The 19,069-nt window shown below is 38.0% G+C and carries 21 protein-coding genes; 17 read left to right on the top strand and 4 right to left on the bottom strand.

The window, feature by feature from the left end; all coding sequences use genetic code 11:
* Positions 1-12: 12 nt before the first annotated feature.
* The 9 genes from IGJ90_RS12360 to IGJ90_RS12320 all read left to right on the top strand — a co-directional run bounded on the left by IGJ90_RS12360 (position 13) and on the right by IGJ90_RS12320 (position 9,386).
* Complete coding sequence (locus IGJ90_RS12360) at positions 13-1,458, top strand: alkaline phosphatase (protein WP_174121281.1); 1,446 nt, start codon at positions 13-15, stop codon at positions 1,456-1,458.
* 111 nt (positions 1,459-1,569) lie between these two features.
* Positions 1,570-2,541: a dimethylarginine dimethylaminohydrolase family protein gene (locus IGJ90_RS12355; protein ID WP_174121280.1), complete on the top strand. Its 972-nt coding sequence runs from the start codon at positions 1,570-1,572 to the stop codon at positions 2,539-2,541.
* 426 nt (positions 2,542-2,967) lie between these two features.
* Entirely contained in the window at positions 2,968-3,654 is a 687-nt protein-coding gene (locus IGJ90_RS12350) for a WxL domain-containing protein (protein WP_002367339.1), read from the top strand.
* An 87-nt stretch (positions 3,655-3,741) separates the two neighbouring features.
* A complete protein-coding gene (locus IGJ90_RS12345) occupies positions 3,742-4,875 on the top strand; it encodes a DUF916 and DUF3324 domain-containing protein (protein ID WP_025186691.1) in 1,134 nt (377 codons plus the stop codon).
* A complete protein-coding gene (locus IGJ90_RS12340; protein WP_002367336.1) occupies positions 4,856-5,257 on the top strand; it encodes an LPXTG cell wall anchor domain-containing protein in 402 nt (133 codons plus the stop codon). The genes IGJ90_RS12345 and IGJ90_RS12340 overlap by 20 nt, the downstream gene beginning before the upstream one ends.
* 46 nt (positions 5,258-5,303) lie before the next feature.
* Positions 5,304-5,528, top strand: a complete 225-nt coding sequence (locus tag IGJ90_RS12335; RefSeq protein WP_002367334.1) for a hypothetical protein — start codon at positions 5,304-5,306, stop codon at positions 5,526-5,528.
* Positions 5,529-5,693: 165 nt separating this feature from the next.
* On the top strand, positions 5,694-7,703 hold the full coding sequence (locus IGJ90_RS12330; protein WP_252654254.1) for a BglG family transcription antiterminator: 2,010 nt from the start codon (positions 5,694-5,696) through the stop codon (positions 7,701-7,703).
* A 1-nt stretch (position 7,704) separates the two neighbouring features.
* Complete coding sequence (locus tag IGJ90_RS12325) at positions 7,705-8,004, top strand: PTS sugar transporter subunit IIB (protein WP_002367331.1); 300 nt, start codon at positions 7,705-7,707, stop codon at positions 8,002-8,004.
* A gap of 14 nt (positions 8,005-8,018) precedes the next feature.
* Positions 8,019-9,386, top strand: a complete 1,368-nt coding sequence (locus tag IGJ90_RS12320; protein ID WP_002381155.1) for a PTS ascorbate transporter subunit IIC — start codon at positions 8,019-8,021, stop codon at positions 9,384-9,386.
* A gap of 62 nt (positions 9,387-9,448) precedes the next feature.
* On the opposite strand, the gene IGJ90_RS12315 is transcribed toward IGJ90_RS12320, so the two are convergent.
* Entirely contained in the window at positions 9,449-10,423 is a 975-nt protein-coding gene (locus IGJ90_RS12315; RefSeq protein ID WP_438768202.1) for an alpha/beta hydrolase, read from the bottom strand.
* A gap of 211 nt (positions 10,424-10,634) precedes the next feature.
* On the opposite strand from IGJ90_RS12315, the gene rbsR reads away from it, so the two are divergent.
* The 4 genes from rbsR (at position 10,635) to rbsU (ending at position 13,958) form a co-directional block, all read left to right on the top strand.
* The gene (rbsR, locus tag IGJ90_RS12310) at positions 10,635-11,630 is read left to right on the top strand and encodes a ribose utilization transcriptional repressor RbsR (RefSeq protein ID WP_002359151.1); all 996 of its coding nucleotides are present in this window, start codon (positions 10,635-10,637) and stop codon (positions 11,628-11,630) included.
* A 91-nt stretch (positions 11,631-11,721) separates the two neighbouring features.
* Positions 11,722-12,639, top strand: coding sequence for a ribokinase (rbsK, locus tag IGJ90_RS12305; RefSeq protein ID WP_025186911.1), 918 nt, complete (start codon positions 11,722-11,724; stop codon positions 12,637-12,639).
* A gap of 15 nt (positions 12,640-12,654) precedes the next feature.
* The gene (gene rbsD, locus IGJ90_RS12300) at positions 12,655-13,050 is read left to right on the top strand and encodes a D-ribose pyranase (RefSeq protein WP_002372966.1); all 396 of its coding nucleotides are present in this window, start codon (positions 12,655-12,657) and stop codon (positions 13,048-13,050) included.
* Between the two features lie 20 nt (positions 13,051-13,070).
* Complete coding sequence (rbsU, locus tag IGJ90_RS12295) at positions 13,071-13,958, top strand: ribose/proton symporter RbsU (RefSeq protein ID WP_002355103.1); 888 nt, start codon at positions 13,071-13,073, stop codon at positions 13,956-13,958.
* 19 nt (positions 13,959-13,977) lie between these two features.
* Here the strand turns inward: rbsU and IGJ90_RS12290 are convergent, their stop codons facing one another.
* Positions 13,978-14,862 (bottom strand): LysR family transcriptional regulator, encoded by an 885-nt coding sequence (locus IGJ90_RS12290; protein ID WP_002365269.1) that lies wholly within the window; start codon positions 14,860-14,862, stop codon positions 13,978-13,980.
* A gap of 107 nt (positions 14,863-14,969) precedes the next feature.
* Here IGJ90_RS12290 and IGJ90_RS12285 point away from each other — a divergent pair, with 107 nt between their 5' ends.
* The gene (locus tag IGJ90_RS12285; protein ID WP_002355105.1) at positions 14,970-15,551 is read left to right on the top strand and encodes a DapH/DapD/GlmU-related protein; all 582 of its coding nucleotides are present in this window, start codon (positions 14,970-14,972) and stop codon (positions 15,549-15,551) included.
* Positions 15,551-16,288, top strand: coding sequence for an SDR family oxidoreductase (locus tag IGJ90_RS12280; RefSeq protein ID WP_002359155.1), 738 nt, complete (start codon positions 15,551-15,553; stop codon positions 16,286-16,288). The genes IGJ90_RS12285 and IGJ90_RS12280 overlap by 1 nt, the downstream gene beginning before the upstream one ends.
* A 225-nt stretch (positions 16,289-16,513) precedes the next feature.
* On the opposite strand, the gene IGJ90_RS12275 is transcribed toward IGJ90_RS12280, so the two are convergent.
* Positions 16,514-17,659, bottom strand: coding sequence for a tyrosine-type recombinase/integrase (locus tag IGJ90_RS12275; protein WP_438760804.1), 1,146 nt, complete (start codon positions 17,657-17,659; stop codon positions 16,514-16,516).
* 59 nt (positions 17,660-17,718) lie between these two features.
* Positions 17,719-18,258, bottom strand: a complete 540-nt coding sequence (locus IGJ90_RS12270; RefSeq protein ID WP_289854384.1) for a helix-turn-helix domain-containing protein — start codon at positions 18,256-18,258, stop codon at positions 17,719-17,721.
* A gap of 151 nt (positions 18,259-18,409) precedes the next feature.
* On the opposite strand from IGJ90_RS12270, the gene IGJ90_RS12265 reads away from it, so the two are divergent.
* A complete protein-coding gene (locus IGJ90_RS12265; protein ID WP_325847804.1) occupies positions 18,410-18,598 on the top strand; it encodes a hypothetical protein in 189 nt (62 codons plus the stop codon).
* A gap of 81 nt (positions 18,599-18,679) precedes the next feature.
* Complete coding sequence (locus IGJ90_RS12260) at positions 18,680-18,991, top strand: hypothetical protein (protein WP_325847803.1); 312 nt, start codon at positions 18,680-18,682, stop codon at positions 18,989-18,991.
* Positions 18,992-19,069 lie beyond the last annotated feature (78 nt).

Raw genomic sequence — 19,069 nt, 5'->3', positions numbered from 1 at the left:
TATAGTCAATGTATGGGTAGATATGAAGGAGGAAACAAGGAAATGAAGAAAAGAGCTTTGCTAGGGGTTACCTTATTAACATTCACAACATTAGCGGGTTGTACAAGTTTATCTGAACAGAAAAGCGGCGAAAAACAAACAGAGGTTGCTGAAGCGAAGGCAACTGAATCCGAAAAAGCACCAGTAAAAAATGTTATTTTTATGATTGGAGATGGCATGGGGAATCCGTATACAACGGGCTATCGCTATTTCAAAGCCAATCACTCAGACAAGCGTGTTCCCCAAACAGCTTTTGATACCTATTTAGTCGGACAGCAAGCCACTTATCCAGAAGATGAAGAAGAGAATGTCACCGATTCAGCATCCGCAGCGACAGCGATGGCTGCTGGAGTAAAAACCTATAATAATGCTATAGCACTCGATAATGACAAGTCCAAAACAGAAACAGTGCTGGAACGTGCGAAAAAAGTGGGGAAATCAACGGGGCTTGTAGCAACATCTGAAATAACACATGCAACCCCTGCTGCATATGGCGCACATAATGTTTCACGCAAAAATATGGCAGAAATCGCCGATGACTATTTTGATGATCAAATCGACGGACAACACAAAGTCGATGTGTTACTTGGCGGCGGCTCCGAATTATTTGCGCGGAAAGATCGTGATTTAGTCAAAGAATTTTCCCAAGCGGGTTATGGTCATGTCACAGACAAAAAGTCGTTAAATGAGAACCAAGACGACAAAATTTTAGGCTTGTTTGCACCAGGCGGGCTACCTAAAATGATTGACCGAACGGACGAAGTTCCTTCATTAGCTGATATGACAGAAGCGGCTCTTCAACGTTTAGATAAAAATGAAAAAGGCTTCTTTTTAATGGTTGAAGGTAGCCAAATTGATTGGGCCGGGCATAGCAATGATATTGTTGGCGCGATGAGCGAAATGCAAGATTTCGAAGCGGCGTTTGAAAAGGCTATCGATTTTGCCAAAAAAGATGGTGAAACATTGGTGGTTACAACTGCAGATCATTCAACAGGTGGCTTGTCTTTAGGCAAAGGAGATCAATACAACTGGTTGACGGAGCCTTTACATGCGGCAAAACGCACGCCTGATTTCATGGCAGAAGAAATTATTAAAAATGGTAATGTGGAAAAAACAGTGACTGAGTATATTGATTTTCAATTAAGTGAGGCTGAATTGAAAGCAGTGAAAACAGCGGCGGAGTCAAAAGATGTTGAAAAAATTGCTCAGGCATTAAGAAAGATTTTTGATGAACGTTCGAATACTGGTTGGACTACTGGCGGACACACAGGAGAAGATGTAAATGTCTATGCTTATGGCCCACAAGCAGAAGCTTTTTCAGGACAAATTGATAATACAGACCAAGCGAAGATTATTTTTGGCTTAGTAGATGGCACCGGGCAAAAAGCTGAGATTAAAGATAAAGGTATTGGCAAATAACAAAATGAAGAAAAAGCAGAACGTATAGAAGTTCTGCTTTTTCTTCATTGAAGGCATAAAAATTTTATCTCTGTTATAATGAAGGTAACCAGATAAAAGTGAGGTCAAATAATGAAAAAAATGCATGTTGAAAGTGAATTTGCACCATTGCGTTCAGTTGTTTTAGCACAATCGCAATTTTGTTTACCAGATAAATTTGATGAAGCGGATACGACTTTTTTAACAGAGGAAAATGCCCGTTTAACACAAAATAATGAAGGGCGCGATTTAGCAGACTTTGCACCAGAACAACAAGTGCGTTGGGAAAAAGAAAAAGAAGTCATGCAAGGAGTATTAGAATCTTATGGCGTAGAAGTATTTCGTCCACGTTTATTGACAACCTATGAAAAAGAACATGGCAAGGAATTGGGCGTAGGATATAGTAACTTCTTTTCACGAGACCCTTTTTTTACAATTGGCAATCTCTTAATAGAAGGAAACTTAAGATTTCAACACCGTCGACAAGAAATTTTACCAATTCGTCCGATTATTCAGCAGTGGACACAAGAAGCAGAAGGCTATTATTTTGCTGCGCCACAACCTGACACTTCTGAAGGCATTTTAAGTGAAGCAGGTCCCTTTATTGAAGGCGGCGATGTTTTAGTTCTAGGAAAAACAATTTTTGTGGGCTACTCTGGCTTGGCAAGTAACCTAGCAGGAATTCAGTGGTTAGCCAATATGATTGGTCATTTTGGCTATGAAGTGGTGCCGGTTCGGTTACATCCGCATATTCTCCACTTAGATTGTGCGTTAAGCTTGTTGAGAGAAGGCTTGATGATTGTTTGTGAAGAGGCCTTTTTGGATGGACTTCCTGCGCAATTAGCAAACTGGGAAAAAATTCACGTTACTTTGCAAGAAGCAGCGTATTTAGTGACGAATGGTCTACCGCTTAACGAAGAAACGTATATAACGGACCAATCGTTTACAACCTTAATTCCTCAAATAGAAGCAAAAGGTATCAAAGTTGAGGCAATTGATTACCATGTTTCTAGAATGTTAGGTGGTTCTTTCCGTTGTACAACGCAAGCGTTGATTAGAGAATAGTCAGCGAGTGATTATCAATTTTCGTAAGAAAAAATGTACGTTTTGTCTATGAAAACGATATAATTTTAGTTTTCACTATTTTTTTTTAAAATATTGAGGAAATTTTGATTTAATAAATGCGAGAAAACGTCAAAATGTTAGTGTTCATTACTAATGTTTTGACGTTTTCTCGCTGTTTTTTTATAAAATTACCACTTTATAAATGGAGAAAAACAATATCTCTTTTGAAAATTACGTTTTCAAAGACGCGAAAAGTCGTTGAAACCTTGCTGTTATAGTAAATTCATTTTTTTTGCATGAGGTGTTTAAAATTTGAAATCACAAGCAGTCTTTTTTTCGCTATACTTAGTTTACGTTCTACTGAGATAGAAAAGTTTTTCACTTTTTTATTCATTAATTAACCAAGATACTAAAGGAGAGAGTAAAATGAAGAAAAAAACATTGGTAACTTTATTTGCAGGAACAGCTATTTTAGGGGCAAGCATCGCTCCTGCAGCAGCGCATGCAACAACGACTGGTACAACACCAGCAAACGTAGAAATGACAAGCGGTTCATTACCTGAAGGCCCTGGTGATGGTGATGGAGATACGCAAGAACCAGAACCAGGCTCGAATACAAATTTTGATTTGTTATATGTTCCAACTGAATTCAAATTTGCTGCCACAGAAGTTAACTCTGACTTATCAGCGATTTCATTAGATGCAACAGGCACACAAACAAAACGCTATGGAGTTGGGGATGTTCGTGGAACACAAGCCGGCTGGACAGTTACTGCAGGCATTACTGAAATGAAAAATGGCACTGCTGCTTTAGAAGGCTCAATTACCTTTGCACAAACAGGAGCAGTAGCGAAATACGATGAAACAGCAAAAACATATTCGCGTGATGTGGCTGCCTTTGCAACAGACCCAGGAAGTCCTGAATTTGCTGGAACAACTATTCCAGTAGGTGGAGCAGCTGTACCAATTGCTTCAGCAGCAGTTGGTAAAGGTCAAGGTACATGGGATTCTGAATTATCAAATGTAAAATTAAACATTACAACACCTAGTTCACAAATTATAACTGGTGCGTACACAGGTAACGTAACTTGGACATTAGTGGCTGCGCCATAAACAATTACTAACGAGAATACTGCATTACTAGAAAAGGAGCTGCGCACTGGTGCACGGCTCCTTTTCGATACATAGGAGGAACAAATAATGAAGACAATGCGCTGGCTAATCGTCACAGTTTTTATTTGTGTGATGGCATTAAGCATCCCTTTTGTTGCACAGGCAGAAGAAGCAGATGACAACATGAATACAAAATTTACAGTTAAACCTAATATTCCCGAGAATCAAGCGAAAAATACGCAATCCTACTACGATCTCATCGTGAAACCAGGACAGAAACAAGAAGTCGAACTATCATTAATTAATAAAACAGATGAAGAATTGACGATTGATTTAAATTTGGCGAATGCTGTGACGAATGACAATGGTTTAATTGTGTACAATGATTTTGATAAAAAACCAGATGAAAGTTTGAAAGTACCATTGACAACATTAATTAAATTACCTGAGGAACATGTAAAAGTTCCCGCTAAGAAAACCGTAACAGCCAAAATGACTGTCGAAATTCCAGCAAATGGTTTTCAAGGATTAGTCTTAGGTGGTGTTTACGCTTCGCTTGCAGAAGATGAAAAGGAAGAAAAAGGAAATTCAACGGGATTAACCAGTCGATATGGGTTTAACGTAGCGATTGCTTTGCGAACGTCAGAAGATACGCCAATGTATCTAGCAGAGACTCTTCAATTAGTTAAATTAGTTCCGACCATTGCTTTAGGAAATAAGTCGGTCCAAGCGATTATTCAGAATCCGACATCCGCTATTTTTCCTGAAGTACGTTTAGAAGGAAAAGTAACGAAAAAAGGTGAAACGAAAGAGTATGCTAAACGGATTTTACCAAGTGTTCGTTTTGCACCGAATTCAACGATGAACTTCCACTTAGATTTTGGAAAAGAAGATGTACGTCCAGGAACCTATATTTTTGAAGGAGAAGCGGTCTTGAAAGAAGATGAACAACAAGTGTGGCCGTTTAAGCAAGAATTTACCATCAGTAGTCAAGAAGCTAAAAAATTAAACAAAGAAGCAGTAGTGAAATTGGTCCTACCGACTTGGTGGAATCAAGCTTTCTATGGATTGTTAGCTGCAACAATTGTGAGTGTAATTCTGGCTATTTGGCGTTTTACGCAACAGAAAGCGACACTGAAACAGCAAGCCTATTTACAACAAGAAAAACAGGCAGCCTTGAAAAATAGACAAGGAGTGCGCGATGATGACAGCAAGAAGTAAAGGGTCACTTCTGCTGACATTAGGAATGCTTTTAACCATCGCCATCGTGAGTCTGACCGCTTCTTCTGAGAGCTTTGCAGAAGAAGCGGGACAAACGAATATCGGTGTGACGTTTTATGGTGGGAAGGCACCACTAGAAACAGAAGATATCACTAAGTCAACAGAACAGCCAATTACTAACAAAGATAAAAAAGCGGCGCAACACCAAGAAGAGGTGACTAAGAAAAACACTGCCGAAACAAATCCCGCTGATGCCCAGATGTCCTTACCAAGGACAGGTGAACGAAATAGCAGGTGGCTTTACAGTCTTGGTATTGTCTGTCTGCTCATAGTAATAATAACTTTGTATTATTTGAATAAAAAAAGGAAAAAGGAAAAATAGATTGCCGTTTCTATAAATAAAATCAATTTGAAAAGGAGGCGTATTGATGGGGATTACGATGTGGATTTGGATTTGTGTCGGCTTGGCCGTCCTTTGTTTTGCTTTATTTTTACTATTCTTAGTAAGTAGCATGAATTTTGTTCATCAAGCAAAGCCTAAGCAGTCTTTAGTAAAACAATCAATGTTTAGTTGGCTGCTTCTGGTGATGTGTGGCGGCTGGGTAGCGATAGCCATCTTACTGAATATCGCATTACAAACACAATTAACATAATGACAACCCGTTGTAAGTTTTTAAGAAACTTGCAACGGGTTTTTGTTAACTTTAAAATAAAGAACGGTACAATTTATCAAAAAAGTACAATAAACATTTGTACCCAACTTAGATAGAAATTAAAGCGCTATCATTATATGATAATTACAGGAGGAGGACACAGCTGTGAATTATAAAATAAGTTATCTCCTTGACGAGTATGCAGGGCAAAAAATTACGCTCTCTTTGGCTCAACAAATAACCGATCTTTCACAACGAGAATTAGTGACGCAACTTTCGACAATAGGCGGAGAAGTTCAACAGAATACCGTCAGCATTCCAAACCTTTCCGCAAATGAATGGGGAAAACAACTTTTTCAACAACGTCAAGTGATCTATAGCGAAACAGAAAGACAAGCACTTATTTTTTTGCTCACTTATTCAGAAATCGAAGAACTATCGGTGTATCATTACCAAAATTTTTTAGACGTTTCGAAAGGTACTATTTTAGCGGACATCAAAAAAGTACGACACCAACTAGCAACTGAAAACATTGCTTTATCCTACGAACGAAAACGAGGATTTTACCTAGAAGGAGATGAATTTCGGATTCGTCGTTTCGGGAAAAATTGGCTTGCCCGCCTCTTACAACAAAAGTCGGGCACCTTCGCTTTATTTTGCTGGCTCAGTCAGCATCAAATGAGCCAATACGCAAAAATGCGTGACGGCATTCAATTAGCCGTCCAGGAAGCGCAGCTTCAACTGGTACCCAGCAGATTGGATGAAATTAGTTACTTTCTTGCTTTCTCTCAAAAAAGATTAGGCAAATATAAAACAGTCGTCTGGCCTGAGAACCAGTTAATTCAGTCCTTACGCGCTTATCCCGTCAGTCGTCGTATTTTAAGTGATTTAGTTGGGCCAGTGGCGAATGTAGAAACTGAGAGTCTTTTTTTCACGATTTGTTTAATGACAGCTTTGCAAGGAGAATTGCGAGATACGAAGTTAGAGTTTTTATTAGATATTTCTGGTGAAATTATTCGGAAAATGGAATTATTGGCCGTCGTTCAATTTGAGCAGCCTCGTGAATTGCTCATGAATGTGTATTATCATCTGGTTCCTGCCTATTTTCGGATTAACTATGGCTTTTACTTGCCGAATGTTTTAATCAAGGATATTCGACAATCATATCGGTCGCTTTATCATCTTTGTGAACAAGCGTTAGCTCCTTTAGAAAAATTAACGAAACGGTCAATCCCGTCAGAGGAAATTGGTTTTTTTACCATATTATTTGGTGGAGAAATTTTCGGCCAAAAAAATGAACAGCGGCAAGAAAAGCTAAAAGCGCTAATTGTTTGTCCCAGTGGTATCAGTTCTTCGTTGATTTTGCAATCGGAATTGCGTCGGCTATTTCCAATGATTGAATTTAAAGAAACGAATGCGGTGAGGGAAATAGAGAATGTGTCTGAAAAAAGCTATGACATCATTTTTTCAACGGTCCCTATTGAAACAGCCAAAAAGGTTTATCTTACCAAGCCCATTATGAGCTCTTTGGAGAAAAATCAATTGATGCACCAAGTTCAATCAGATTGGCTATTGCCAGGTATTTCCATGCCAGATGTTAAAGATATTTTAGATGCCTTAAAACCTTACATTTCCTTAAAAAAAGGAGTCACAGAAGCGCAGTTATATCGTGTCTTGCATCGTAAAATGAACAAAATTTTAGAAAAAGAGGAGGATCTGCGTCCAATGTTATCGGAATTATTAACAACAGAAACAGTCCAAGTCCTGCCTGAAGTTGCAGACTGGCGAGCGGGAATTACAGAAGCTGCCAAGCCGTTATTAAAAAATGGCAGTATTACGGAAAAGTACATTGATGCAATGATTCAAAAAGTCGAATCGTTTGGGCCATTTATCCATATCTGTCCAGACGTAGCATTGCCTCATGCGCGATCAGAAGATGGCGTTAATCAGTTAGGCATGTCATTACTAAAAATCCAAAAAAGTGTCGATTTATTAGAAGATCCTAAGCATGAAATTCACCTTTTTATTTGTTTAGCTGCTTCAGATAACGAAACACATTTACGGGCCTTATCTAGTCTGACAAAAATTCTATCAAAAAAAGAATCATTACGTCGCTTAGTGGCGGCTGAAACCGTCCCAGAAATACTATCAATTATCCAAGAAGGAGAGAAATAAGATGAAGATTTTTACAGTTTGTCAAAGTGGTTTAGGAACAAGTTTTATGGTGCAAATGAATATCCAACAAATTTTAGAGGAAGTCGGTGTTGATACAGATAATTTTCAAATTGATCACACAGATGTCGGGAGTGCCAGTGGCGATATGGCTGATTACTTCTTTGTCGAAAAAACATTGCAAGATGCTTTAGGGTCAATTCCTGCTGAAAAAATCATTCCTTTAAATGCGATTATTGATTACGATGAAACGAAGGAGAAAGTCTTGAAAGTTTTAGATGACAATGGCATTGCACATCAATAAGAAGGAGGAAAAACATGGAAACTTTATTGAATTTATTTGTTTCAATTGTTAGCCAGCCAGCGATTCTGGTTTCATTAATTGCTTTGTTGGGATTAGTTTTACAGAAAAAGAAATTTTCTGATGTTGTTCAAGGAACGTTGAAAACATTCGTCGGCTTCTTAGTTTTAATTGGTGGCGCAGGGCTGTTAGCGAACTCATTAACGCCCTTTGCGGAGATGTTCCAAACCGCATTAAATACACAAGGCGTGGTACCTAGTAATGAAGCAGTTGTAGCGATTGCCTTGCAACAATATGGGACACCAACTGCTCTGATTATGTTGGTAGGCATGGTTGTTAATATTCTGTTGGCGCGTTTTACACGTTTTAAATATATCTTTTTGACAGGTCAAGCGATGATGTACGTTTCGTGTTTGACAGCCGTTATTTTAGTGGGGGCCGGTTTTAGCGTTAGTTTGCCAATGATTCTTTTAGGTGGTTTATTTGAAGGAACTTTATTAACAGTGACACCTGCTCTTTGTCAGCCCTTTATGAAACAAATTACTGGAAATGATAAAGTAGCAATGGGGCATACAGGGAATATTGGTTATGCGGCAAGTGGCTTTATTGGAAAAGTCTTTGGGAATAAAGAAAAGTCAACGGAAGATATTAAAATTCCTAAAAGTTTTGGTTTTTTAAGAGACTCAACCATCTCAATTATGATTTTGATGTCGATTGTCTATGTGATTTTGGCTTTGCTGGCTGGGACAGGTTATGTCGAGCATGAGTTAAGCAATGGCGAAAATGCGATTATCTTTTCATTAATTCAAGCAGGAACCTTTACGGCTGGTTTCGTTGTGGTTTTACAGGGTGTGCGGATGGTTTTAGGAGAAATTGTGCCAGCTTTCCAAGGAATTGCTAAAAAATTAGTGCCTAATTCTAAACCAGCACTTGATGTTCCCATTATCTTTCCTTATGCGCCAAATGCTGTCTTGATTGGGTTCTTTGTGAGCTTTATTGTGGGAACTATTTCAATGTTAGCGATGGTTGGTCTGAATACCACTGTGATTATACCAGGCGTTGTCGGGCACTTTTTCTGTGGTGCCGCGGCAGGTGTTTTTGGAAATTCCACAGGGGGACGTCGGGGAGCGATTTTAGGGGCTGCGTTTAATGGCTTATTAATTAGTTGGTTACCGTTATTCATTTTACCAGTCTTGGGTGATCTACAGTTAGCATCCTCAACGTTTGCGGATACAGATTATTTAATCCCAGGCCTATTTTTAGGCAAATTAGGTGAGGCAGGTCCGAGTCTTTTAGTAGGAGGAATCATTGGTTTTGTAGTGGTTGTCCTTTTGGCTAGCGCTGTTTTGACTATGCGGGAGAAAAAAGTCGCCGAAGAAAACTAAGTGTTTTGTTCTAAAAAGGCAAGTGGGACAGAAGTCGTTTTGACTTCTGTCCCATTTGCCTTTTACCATTGTTCTTGGATAAACTGTGCAATTTGTTTCCGCGCTTGTCGTCCTTCTGGCAAGTATTGTTTCATTGCGAAAACGTGTTGCATGCCAGGCACCAATCGGCAAGTATCTTGTGGTCGTGGCCCTAATTGTTTTAAAAATTGGTGATAGGAAGGGCAAAAAACTTCATGTGTGCCGCCCACGAAAAAAAGTGGCGGAAATTTTTGATAATCAAAGGACAAGCAATTTAAAGAAAGCGTGGCGTGATTGGCCGTGTCGTCAATCTCTTGGGCAATTAATTGTAAATAGTTCATGCCAATCATTTTGTCCTTTTTTTGATAACTTTTGGCAACGGGAATGTCTAAATGTCCATCTAACCAAGGAGAAATTAAAACAGCAGCTTTGGGTAAGCGTTCAGGGAAATCGATGGCTAAATTCTGCAATACGTTTAAAACCAATGTACCACCAGCAGAATCACCTAATAAAATAACATCTTCGGGATCATAATGCTGTAAAATTTCTTGATAAGCAGCATAGCAATGATTATAAATATCAGCAAAAGACTTATTTGGTGCTAATGGATACACAGGGATAAAATAATCTGTTGCAAAAGGGAGATCTTCAATTAGTTTATAACTAAAGTCTAATTGGCTATAGGCAAGATTCAATGTAAAGCCCCCACCATGCAGGTACAGTACAGCTTTCTTGGTAGGCGCAATAACGGAGTTTGACATGCGATACATCGTAGGAAATTGAGTCATTTCTTGAAGAGGAAAAAGATGACGTAAATGTTTTGGCAAAGTTACTTGTTCATTTAATGATCGTTGCCAATGATAAAAAGCCTTGGTGACTTTCGGATTTCGTTCAAGGCGAGCAATTTGGGAAAGACGTAAAGAATCTTCAAAAAGACAGGCTTTTAAGGATTTTTGACGAGAACGTGTGTGGAACAAATATGCGCTAGCTAACAACAAACCAATCGATTTCTTTTTCAATTAAGGCCCTCCATTCAGCAAAAAGTAAATCATTTTTTCTACAGTATAACATTTTAAAAGTAGAACAACGAAATTTGTTGAAGGGATGAAAGGACGGTTTAAATGAATGTACGTATTTATTTGTGGTTGCGTAAAGTAAATGATTGTAGTAAATTAAATGAGATTAAGAGGTCCGGTGAATGGGCGCGTTCACGGCAAGGAGAGAAGTAGGATGACAAATAAAAAGGTTACAATTAAAGATGTTGCCAATGATTCAGGGGTCTCCATTACTACCGTTTCACAAATTTTAAACGGGAATGGGGCACGGTTTAGTGGGAAAACGGTCGAAAAAGTATTGGCTGCAAAAGAGCGATTAAACTATCAGCCCGACTATTTTGCGCAACGTATGGTGATGAAAAAAAGTAAGACGATTGGCGTAATCGTACCTGATATTACTAATCCATTTTTTGCGCAATTGATTCGAGGAATTGAAAGTGTTTTATACAAAGAAAATTTTATACTGATGTTATGCAATGCGGACCAAGATGTTACAAGAGAACATGAATATTTAACAGAGTTGATTCGTCGCAGTGTCGATGGTTTTGTGATTGCAAGTTCTGAAATTTCCAATCAAACGATTAATGAAACGCTACGTGCGAAAAAGATTCCGTTTATTGTACTTGACCAAAAAAAAGCAGAAGGCTTTAGCGACGCTGTTTTGACAGACGATTATAGAGGTGGGCAACTAGCAGCAAAGCATTTACAAGAGCAACGACATGAACAGGTCGTCGTGGTAATGCCACCACATGCGCCAGTCAATATTCAGCAACGGTTAAAAGGTTTTTGTTCTGTTTATACGGAAAAGGTCCAGTTGATCGAAACAGAATTATCAAAAACCGGCGGCTACCAAGCTGTCCCTGAAATTTTAAAAACAGAGAGCACCGGAATTTTTGCTATCAATGATGAAATTGCTTTTGGTTTATATCGAGGATTAGCAGAAGCGGGCAAAAAAATTCCTGAGGATTATAGTATTATTGGTTATGACAATGTTGATATGTGCGAGTATGTTTCGCCGCCGCTAACAACAATTGCTCAACCTGTTTTTCAATTGGGGCAAACTACGGCGACTTTATTATTGGAAAGAATCCATCAGCCTGCAAAAGATTGGGAGGAGCAAACCTTGCCGGTTCAACTGATTGAACGATTTTCGACAGCACCCTTGAAATAGCTTTCAAGGTGTGCTATATTTTTGTTGTGGAATTAAAACGTTTTACTAAAACGTTTTAATTAGAATGAAAAAATAAATTTTATTGAGGTGGATGAAAATGAACGCGGTTACAATTATCGGAAGTATCAATTTAGACACAACATTAAGAGTCAAAGAAATGCCAAAACCAGGCGAAACAATTCACGCCATTGAACATTTTACAGCGGGTGGTGGTAAAGGAGCAAACCAAGCAGTCGCAGCGAAACGTTCAGGCGCAGAAACATATTTTATTGGTGCTGTGGGAAATGATGGCGCTGGAGCTATGATGACTGATTTAATGAGTCAAGATGAAATTAATTTAACTGGAGTCACCACTTTAGAGAAAACAGCTACTGGCCAAGCCTTTATTATGGTAGATAACGCTGGTGAAAATAGCATTATGATTTACGCTGGAGCCAATAACGCCTTTACGCCAAAACAAGTACAGGAACATCAAGAAATTATTGAAAAAAGTGATTTTGTGATTGCCCAATTTGAAAGTGCGATTGATAGTACGATTGCAGCGTTTAAAATTGCTAAAAAAGCAGGCGTCAAAACGATTTTAAATCCCGCACCTGCGTTAGAACAAGTTCCTGAAGAATTACTAAACGTGACAGATATGATTGTACCAAATGAAACAGAAACTGAAATTTTAACAGGCATTAAAATCACAGATGAAGCGAGTATGCGTAAAGCCGCAGAAGCACTTCATCAATTAGGGATTGAAGTAGTAATTATTACAGTAGGTAGTAAAGGCGCCTTTTATGACGTCAATGGACGAAGTGGTATTGTGCCTGCTTTTAAAGTGAAAGCGGTTGATACAACGGCTGCTGGCGATACTTTTATTGGTGCATTAAGTAGTATATTAGAGAAAGACTTTAGCAATTTGGAAGAAGCTATTCGTTATGGAAACAAGGCGTCCTCGTTGACTGTTCAACGTTTTGGAGCCCAACCTTCGATTCCTTATCAACACGAATTGGCAGACAAATAAAAAGGAGCGAGCGACATGAAAAAAACAAAAGTTATTAATTCAGATATTTCCCGCGTCATCGCACAAATGGGTCATTTTGATAAATTAAGTATTGGTGATGCAGGCATGCCAGTGCCTCGGACTACAGAAAAAATTGATTTAGCAGTTACTAATGGTGTCCCTAGTTTTATGGAAGTTTTAAACAATGTTCTTGAGGAATTGGCAGTTCAACGAATTTATTTAGCAGAAGAAATTAAAACAGAAAATCCTGACATGTTGGCAGCAATTAAAACTCGTTTACCAGAAACTCCCATCAGTTTTATTCCTCATACAGAAATGAAACAAGAATTAAACAACTGCCATGCCTTTATTCGGACAGGGGAAATGACTCCTTACGCAAATATTTTATTAGAAAGTAACGTTGTCTTTTAAACGAGAGAGGGGAAATAAAGATGAATGCGACTGCATTATTAATCGGTTTAGGACCGCTTTTAGGTTGGGGGCTTTTCCCAACAATCGCTTCCAAAATTGGTGGTCGTCCAGTGAATCAAATTCTTGGTACCAGTTTAGGAACATTAATTTTTGCCGCTATTTTTTCAATGATTAATGGTTTGGCTTTTCCAGCGGGCATGGATTTATTCTTTTCAATTTTATCTGGTGTCGGTTGGGCCTGTGCGCAAATCATTACGTTTAAATGCTTCACGATGATTGGTTCATCACGTGCCATGCCAGTAACGACCGCGTTCCAACTTTTAGGTGCTTCTCTCTGGGGTGTCTTTTTCTTAGGAAACTGGCCAGGTGCGACAGCCAAATTGTTAGGCGCATTTGCCTTAGTGTTAATCATGATTGGTGCCAAAATGACGGTCTGGTCGGAAACGGAGTCCGCTGAGAGTGCTGGGATTATGAAAAAAGCAGTTCTTCTATTAGCCGTTGGTGAAATCGGCTATTGGGCGTACTCTGCAGCACCCCAAGCGACGGCAATTGATGGCATGCATGCCTTTTTACCACAAGCAATAGGCATGGTAATTGTGGCAGTTATTTATTCAGCAGTTGTCACTATTAAGGGTGGGGAAACATCCCCATTTATAGAAGCTGTTTCTTACAAACAAATTTTTTCAGGCTTTTTCTTCGCCTTTGCAGCGTTAACTTATTTAATTTCAGCGCAGCCAGATATGAACGGCTTGGCAACTGGCTTTATTCTATCCCAAACATCAGTTGTGCTTGCAACGTTGACAGGTATTTGGTTCTTAGGTCAAAAGAAAACAGCCAAGGAAATGACCGTAACGATTATCGGCTTAGTTTTGATTTTGGCAGCAGCTACGATCACAGTGATGATTTAAAAAAGTATTCAACGACCTATTATTCAGGGCGTTGAATACTTTTTTTTATTTGTTCTAAAAATAATGCAGCAGCTGTGGAAAGAACCGTATTTTTGCGCCAAATTAAACTAATTTTGGCTGTTAAAGCAGGATATAGCGGGATAAAACGTAAATTTGTTTGCTTTGTTTCTAGAATACCATCAATGCTTAGGGCGCTACCTAGCCCAGCTTCTACCATCAGTGAAGCGTTGTAAAGTAAGTTGTAGGTCCCAACGATTCGGAACTGATCTAGACTTGCTTCGAGCCAATCAGAGAGTTGGCTCGGAACTTGTGCTTGTCGAGAAATAAATAAAGGTTCTTCTTTTAAATCGGCTGCAGTAATAACATTTTTAGTGGCTAAGGGATGGTCCTTTACAGTAATTAAGCCCCATGTATCTACAATTGGTAATGTTAAATAGCTATATTTTTGTTTAGGTGCAGGCTCAATAATTAAACCAAAATCTAATAATCCTTTGTCTAGCCGTTCTATTACATCATCTGCATTCCCACTGTATAAATGAAGGTGAATATCAGCTGAGTGCTGGCTTGTTATTTGTTGTAGTGCATTCGCTAAAAAAGACATAGCTTTTGTTTCGCCGCCACCAATCGTGATTTCGCCATTAATGAATTCATTTTGCGACAAGTTGGTGACTGTTTTATTCGCTAAGCTTAAAATATCTTGCCCTTGTTTAGCTAAATATTCTCCTTCAGGTGTTAATTGTATTTGTCGATTTCCTCGTATAAATAATGTCACGCCTAATTCTTCCTCTAATTCTTTTAATTGCTTAGATAATGTTGGTTGTGATACATGCAATTGTTTGGCTGCGCCACTAATCGTTTTTTCTTGGACCACTGCTAAGAAATAGTGAATCACTCGTAATTCCATTACTTTCCCTCCTATAACTAAAACGCATACTTATCTATTTATTATAAGTATTAGACAGAGGAGTTGTCACGTATTACGATAAATTTAGCAAAAGGAGGCGATTAGGAATGCTTACAAAAAATCTCCAAGAACTAATTGCAACAGGTAGCATTGATAAAGATGAACCACTATTTCAACTTATTCATCAGATTCAAGAGGAAAATAGTCGCTATTTAATAGAATTAAATCAACAAGCCTATACACATAATGAAGTAAGGAATCTTCTTGCCACGATTATCCAAGACAAAATTGACGAAACCGTTACGATTTTATTGCCTTTTTATACAGATTTTGGACGCAATATACATTTTGGTAAAAATATTTTTATTAATCGGGCAGCTATGTTTGTTGATTTAGGGGGCATTATAATTGAAGACAATGTTTTAATTGGTCCGCGCGTTAATCTCTTAAGTGTCAATCATCCGGAACTGCCAATGAAACGGCGAGGCGTATTGCTAGCACCAATTACCATTAAAAAATTTGCGTGGTTAGGCGCGGGTGTCACTGTTTTACCAGGTATTACGATTGGTGAAAATGCTATCGTAGCAGCTAATGCGACTGTAACTAAAGATGTGCCAGCTAACGCTATTGTTGCAGGAACACCAGCTAAAATTATTCGTTGGATTCAGGAAGATAAGGAGGAAATATAATGAAATCATTATCAGAAAAAGTTATTGTTATCATGGGCGCTTCCAGTGGAATCGGTGAGGCAACAGCCCGTTTACTTGCCAGAAAAGGAGCGAAGTTAGTCATTGCAGCACGTCGACAAGAACGTTTAATTGCTATAAAAAAAGAACTTCCTGAAGCAACGATTCTCGTGCAACAAGCAGATGTAACGAAAGAAGAAGAAGTTCAGCGTGTAATCAAGCTTACAATGGAAAAATATGGACGAATTGATGTTCTTTTTAACAATGCAGGAGTTATGCCAACGGCGCCTCTTATTGAAGCACCAAAAGGAGAATGGCGTCAAATGCTAGATATTAATATTATGGGTGTTTTAAATGGCATTGCGGCAGTTCTTCCAATTATGGTTGAACAAAAATCAGGGCAGATTATTGCTACTGATTCTGTGGCAGGACATGTCGTTTATCCAGATTCGGCTGTCTACTGTGGAACAAAGTTTGCTGTTCGAGCAATTATGGAAGGATTGCGACAAGAACAAAGAGAGAATAACATTAAATCAACGATTATTTCACCAGGTGCTGTACAAACAGAACTTTATCAAACAATTTCTAATCGAGTAGTAGCTGAAACGTTACATCTAGAACAGTTAAGTTGGGGCTTAAAGGCGGAAGACATTGCGCAAGCAGTGGTCTTTGCCATAGACACGCCAGATCGTATGTCAATCAGTGAAATGGTTGTTCGCCCGACCACACAAACGATTTAATTTAAAAAGTATTCCTAGAAAGGAATACTTTTTTTAATCGTGATTGTTCGTTTTTTACAGAATTTAGAATTTGATATTTACTTATTTGTTGGTTTATTATATGATTAAACACGTTGTTTCATTAATAGTGTTGCTAATTCCGGTTAGAAACCTTTATTTATAAGGATTCTAACTTTTTTTGTTTCCTCTGAATTAGTAAAGGTCTGTGCTTTTGTCTGTGCGTTGTTAAAATCCGACAAATTGAGCGAATTTATCCGCAGTTTTTTCTTTTTCTTCTGGCATAACATGCGAGTAGATACGATCAGTAATTGAAGTGCTAGTATGTCCTAAGCGTTCGGCAACTTCTTTAATAGGTACGCCTGATTGAAGGAGTAAGCTTGCGTGTGTATGTCTAAAATGATGTGGTGTGATTTTAGGCAAATCATATTTTTTTATTAAACAGTTTAGCCATATATTAACTACGTTTGGAGCAAGTAATTCGTTATGCTTACTCGTGAAAATGTATTGTTCTTCGCTAGATGTATTAAAACCCATTTGGAAATAGTCGCTCCTTTGGATTGTGCGCCATTTAGCCATTATTTGAAGTGTTTCATTGTCTAAGCTGATAGAACGTGTACTAGAAGCTGTTTTAGGCGTTTGAATGAGTATATTATTAAATTCATCTTTCGCTACGGTCTTGCCTATATACACGGTCTTATTTGTAGTATCTAGGTCTTTCCATTGCAAAGCTAAAATTTCACTTTTACGGCAACCAGTAAAGGCTAGTAGTCTAAAAAAGGCTAGTTGTTTAAAATTGCCATATTGTTTTAGACAATCAAAAAAATGATTCAATTCGTCTTTAGTATAATATTCCAATTTTGTTTCTTCCTCTTTTCGCTTAGGAAGGATTGTTTTTCGCATAGGATTGCTGTTCATTAGCTCCATGGATTCACCATATCGCATAATTTGAGCAGTGAGTTTTCTATAGAATGAGTATTGCTTGTGTCCTTGATTAAACCATTTATTAACCAAGTCCTGGCATTGTATAACTGTTATCTTATCAAGTTTACAATTACCGAGATAAGGCATTATGTGCTTTTCTGCAAAACGCTTATTCACAGCGACTGATGAGGGTTTAATCGTCAAGCGTTGCTGTGCTAACCATTTCTCGTAAAGTTGTTTAAACGTCAAAACAGAAGGCTTGTTATCCAGTCCATTCTCTTCTATATCTTTCAGAATTTCAGCAAGCGCAATTTGTGCTTGTTTTTTTGTTTTAAATCCTTGTCGCTTACGATAAACGTTTTTACCAGTTTTTGGATGGCGCCCTACATAAGCATTAAACATATAGGCGGTTGTACCGTCTTTTTTTGTATATTTTTTTATTTGTGTCATTGTTTTTCTCCTATCTACCACCACGCCAATAGTATGTAGATGTTAAGGGGAGAGGGATGTTATTTGTTTTTTCGTTTTTCTATTAAACCGAGCGAGACAATCTTTAACACCTCTTTTTCTTCATCGTTAAGAGGTTCACCAGCTAGGGTTAATTCTTTATTTTTCGAATTTAGCATGTTTTCCAAAGAGATATATTTGTTTTTTCGTTCTTCCAAAATATTCTTCATGGTAGATTCCAATATATATTTTTTCATATCAATTTTTGTAAAATTAGTATTTAAGTGAAAGCTAAAAGCATTGTGGTGTTTATCATCGTTGAAATTTTTTAAAATCATTTCGACTTTATCAAGTGAATCATTTAAACAGTCAATATAATAAGCCTCGAAAAATGCTTTTGATAATTCATCATAGAGTTTTTTATTTCCCTTGGATGCGATGCCTTCTGCTAAATGATGAATAATTTCTTCGTTAGGAAGACGTTTACCATTTTCTAATTGAGAGATATGTGATTGTGAAATTCCAGTTAGTTGACTTAATTCAACCATTGTTTTACCACTATCTGTTCTTTTTAGACGTAAAGTTTCTCCAAATTTTGTCATTTTATCACCCCCTCGGTTACTATATTACCATTTTTTGAATTAAATAAAAATATTTTTGTTGTTGAAATATTCATTTTATTGTGATATATTCCTTTTGTAAATATTACAGTTTTTGGAATATTTATTTTTATGAATATAAGGAGGTGAGAAAATGAAAGCAAATCAGGAAATACGCGACCGCATCTTCATGAATCGCCTACGTAACTGGGAAGTAGCAGAAAAAATTGGAATTTCTGATAGCCGTTTTTGTGTTTGGTTACGTACAGAATTAACTTCTGATCGTAAAGCACGAGTAGAAAAAGCGATTGATGAATTATTAGCAGCGCAGAAAGAAAGCTAATGGGGGTTGCGTAAAAAAGCGCAAGCTCCCCCTAACATGAGGGGCATAAAAATATGCAGACCTAAAAAGGAGGGCTAACCAATGGAGCAAGTCGAAACATCACCTTTTGTCGTTGAGGTGTGCCATACGCTTGATAAAAAGCAACTGAATGAAATCAGTAAGCAAGTGTATGAGACTACCTTAGAAGCGATTGAGCGAGCTAGAAAAGATAGCGAGCTCGACAATGACCTCATCTATACGAGAGTAGGTGTAAGGCGGTTTTTAAACAACTGTTCCGAAGCTTATTTAGATGAATTGATAGCAAAAGGATTACCAACAGGAAGGCGTTTATCTGATCGTAAAACCTGCTGGAGTAAGCGTCAACTAAGATCTTGGCTTCTCGAAAATGAATAATAAAAAAACATCACGCCAATAGAAGAGAAGCCGAGATAAGCACATATTTTAGCCAAGTGTCAGTCGCAAATGATTTTT

Source organism: Enterococcus sp. AZ129 (assembly GCF_051714505.1).
Lineage (GTDB): Bacteria > Bacillota > Bacilli > Lactobacillales > Enterococcaceae > Enterococcus > Enterococcus faecalis.
This window is presented reverse-complemented; position numbering and strand designations above follow the sequence as displayed.

Bases quoted from the DNA above. Each gene is read 5' to 3' on its own strand.
- IGJ90_RS12360 (WP_174121281.1), top strand. From the start codon at position 13: ATGGGTAGATATGAAGGAGGAAACAAGGAAATGAAGAAAAGAGCTTTG.
- IGJ90_RS12355 (WP_174121280.1), top strand. From the start codon at position 1,570: ATGAAAAAAATGCATGTTGAAAGTGAATTTGCACCATTGCGTTCAGTT.
- IGJ90_RS12350 (WP_002367339.1), top strand. From the start codon at position 2,968: ATGAAGAAAAAAACATTGGTAACTTTATTTGCAGGAACAGCTATTTTA.
- IGJ90_RS12345 (WP_025186691.1), top strand. From the start codon at position 3,742: ATGAAGACAATGCGCTGGCTAATCGTCACAGTTTTTATTTGTGTGATG.
- IGJ90_RS12340 (WP_002367336.1), top strand. From the start codon at position 4,856: ATGATGACAGCAAGAAGTAAAGGGTCACTTCTGCTGACATTAGGAATG.
- IGJ90_RS12335 (WP_002367334.1), top strand. From the start codon at position 5,304: ATGGGGATTACGATGTGGATTTGGATTTGTGTCGGCTTGGCCGTCCTT.
- IGJ90_RS12325 (WP_002367331.1), top strand. From the start codon at position 7,705: ATGAAGATTTTTACAGTTTGTCAAAGTGGTTTAGGAACAAGTTTTATG.
- IGJ90_RS12320 (WP_002381155.1), top strand. From the start codon at position 8,019: ATGGAAACTTTATTGAATTTATTTGTTTCAATTGTTAGCCAGCCAGCG.
- rbsR (WP_002359151.1), top strand. From the start codon at position 10,635: ATGACAAATAAAAAGGTTACAATTAAAGATGTTGCCAATGATTCAGGG.
- rbsK (WP_025186911.1), top strand. From the start codon at position 11,722: ATGAAAATGAACGCGGTTACAATTATCGGAAGTATCAATTTAGACACA.
- rbsD (WP_002372966.1), top strand. From the start codon at position 12,655: ATGAAAAAAACAAAAGTTATTAATTCAGATATTTCCCGCGTCATCGCA.
- rbsU (WP_002355103.1), top strand. From the start codon at position 13,071: ATGAATGCGACTGCATTATTAATCGGTTTAGGACCGCTTTTAGGTTGG.
- IGJ90_RS12290 (WP_002365269.1), bottom strand. From the start codon at position 14,862: ATGGAATTACGAGTGATTCACTATTTCTTAGCAGTGGTCCAAGAAAAA.
- IGJ90_RS12285 (WP_002355105.1), top strand. From the start codon at position 14,970: ATGCTTACAAAAAATCTCCAAGAACTAATTGCAACAGGTAGCATTGAT.
- IGJ90_RS12280 (WP_002359155.1), top strand. From the start codon at position 15,551: ATGAAATCATTATCAGAAAAAGTTATTGTTATCATGGGCGCTTCCAGT.
- IGJ90_RS12275 (WP_438760804.1), bottom strand. From the start codon at position 17,659: ATGACACAAATAAAAAAATATACAAAAAAAGACGGTACAACCGCCTAT.
- IGJ90_RS12270 (WP_289854384.1), bottom strand. From the start codon at position 18,258: ATGACAAAATTTGGAGAAACTTTACGTCTAAAAAGAACAGATAGTGGT.
- IGJ90_RS12265 (WP_325847804.1), top strand. From the start codon at position 18,410: ATGAAAGCAAATCAGGAAATACGCGACCGCATCTTCATGAATCGCCTA.
- IGJ90_RS12260 (WP_325847803.1), top strand. From the start codon at position 18,680: ATGGAGCAAGTCGAAACATCACCTTTTGTCGTTGAGGTGTGCCATACG.